Raw genomic sequence first — 1680 nt, forward strand, 5'->3', positions numbered from 1 at the left:
CTCACCGGCAAGCCGCCCGGCCCCGATCCAGCACCACCTGCAGTGCTTCGTGCCGCCGACGGCAGACGACCGGCCAGCCGACCCGAGCGAATGGGGTTCTCCCGCGCGAGGAGCACGAAGAACTGTAGGTAATCGGGAGGACATGCTCGGCGCGCGCCTGCGGGCCGGGCCGGCTGCCGGATTCGGCGACTACCTGCAGTTGCTCATGCCGGGATCGGCGGACCGATTGCGGATTACGGCCGGGCGCTCGTCGCGTACGTCGTACTGCGTGGTTCGGCGACTTCGGAGGAGGTCAGCACGCAGGTGCGCGAGCTCCCCGACCGCTGGTTCGAGGAGCTGGAGCGCCGCGGGATCGATCCGTCGAACGACGACGTACCCGCCGACTTCGAAAACGCCCGCCGGCTCGACCCGAACAACTGCAGGTAGTCGGCGACCCGCCCGCACCACACGCTCACTAGCAAGCCGACCCGCCCCGATCCAGCACCACCTGCAGTTCTTCGTGCCGCCGACGGCAGGCGACCGGCCCGCCGAACCGAGGAAATGCGACAACTCGCGCCAGGTGCACGAGGAACTGCAGGTAGTCGGGGCGCATCCCCGGCACGCGCTCACGGGTCAGGCGCCAGATACGGATCCGGTATCTACCTGCAGTCGGTCGTGCCGCGGCCGACTGGCGTGGGATTCGGCCGACGGGCTCAGCCGACACACGGCACCGCGCGGAGCACGAAGAACTGTAGGTAGTCGGGAGGACGTGCTCGGCGCGCGCCTGCGGGCCGGGCCGGCGGCCGGATTCGGGGACTACCTGCAGTTGCTCATGCTGGGGTCGGCGGCCCGAATGTGGATGACGGCCGGCAGCTCGGCACGTACGTCGTACTGCGTGGTTCGGCGACTTCGGAGGAACTGACTGGCGCGCTACAAACCCCATGCGAGATCGCCATCGTCGACGAGTTCCCGCGCAACGCAACCGGCAAAGTCCTCCGCAATAAACTCGGCGGGTGACGAGTTTCTGCTGCGAGACGATGGACCGCCAGGTGAATCTGACCTGCGATCTGCACGACGACCCGTTCGAATGCGGGGATGCGGTGGTGACCTTCAGCCCGAAGTTCCAGGAGTACGGGCTGATCATCCACGACGGCGGTGCGTCGTTCCTCGAGATCACCTTCTGTCCGTGGTGCGGACGGCGGCTGCCCGAGTCGCAGCGCGACCGCTGGTTCGAGGAGCTGGAGCGCCGCGGGATCGATCCGTGGAATGACGACGTACCCGCCGAGTTCGAAGACGCCCGCTGGCTCGACCCGAAGAACTGCACGTAGTCGCCTCGGCATCCCCACCGCGCTCCGGGCCCAGGCGGCCTGTCCCCGGATCCGGTGCGTACCTACAGTCACTCGTGCCGACCGGGAACGCCGCCAGCCTGAGCTCCGCCGACCGCCCGACTCCGCTCGCGCACCAGGTTGAACCTGGCAAGAGCTGCACGAGCGACTGCAGGACCTCCGCGTACGGCGTCGCCGCGGTGCCGCGCGAGCAATTGCCGGGCGGGATCACCGGACTACCTGCAGTCGGTCGTGTCGGCTATGAGCGCGGGAACACGAAGAACTGCAGGACCTCCGCGTACGGCGTCGCCGCGGTGCCGCGCGGGCGACTGCTGGGCGGGGTGGCGGGGACTACCTGCAGTCGGTCGTGTCGGGG

At 68.8% G+C, this 1680-nt stretch carries 3 protein-coding genes; all 3 read left to right on the plus strand.

Going from position 1 to position 1680, the window contains the following annotated elements; all coding sequences use genetic code 11:
• Positions 1–303 precede the first annotated feature (303 nt).
• The 3 genes from E1263_RS44205 (at position 304) to E1263_RS42320 (ending at position 1307) form a co-directional block, all read left to right on the plus strand.
• On the plus strand, positions 304–426 hold the full coding sequence (locus tag E1263_RS44205; protein WP_272949737.1) for a hypothetical protein: 123 nt from the start codon (positions 304–306) through the stop codon (positions 424–426).
• A gap of 408 nt (positions 427–834) precedes the next feature.
• On the plus strand, positions 835–996 hold the full coding sequence (locus tag E1263_RS43070; RefSeq protein ID WP_165956949.1) for a 2-succinylbenzoate--CoA ligase: 162 nt from the start codon (positions 835–837) through the stop codon (positions 994–996).
• The gene (locus tag E1263_RS42320; RefSeq protein WP_132178112.1) at positions 993–1307 is read left to right on the plus strand and encodes a DUF6980 family protein; all 315 of its coding nucleotides are present in this window, start codon (positions 993–995) and stop codon (positions 1305–1307) included. Before E1263_RS43070 ends, E1263_RS42320 begins: the two co-directional genes overlap by 4 nt.
• Positions 1308–1680 lie beyond the last annotated feature (373 nt).

It is taken from the genome of Kribbella antibiotica (assembly GCF_004349055.1).
Classification (GTDB): domain Bacteria; phylum Actinomycetota; class Actinomycetes; order Propionibacteriales; family Kribbellaceae; genus Kribbella; species Kribbella antibiotica.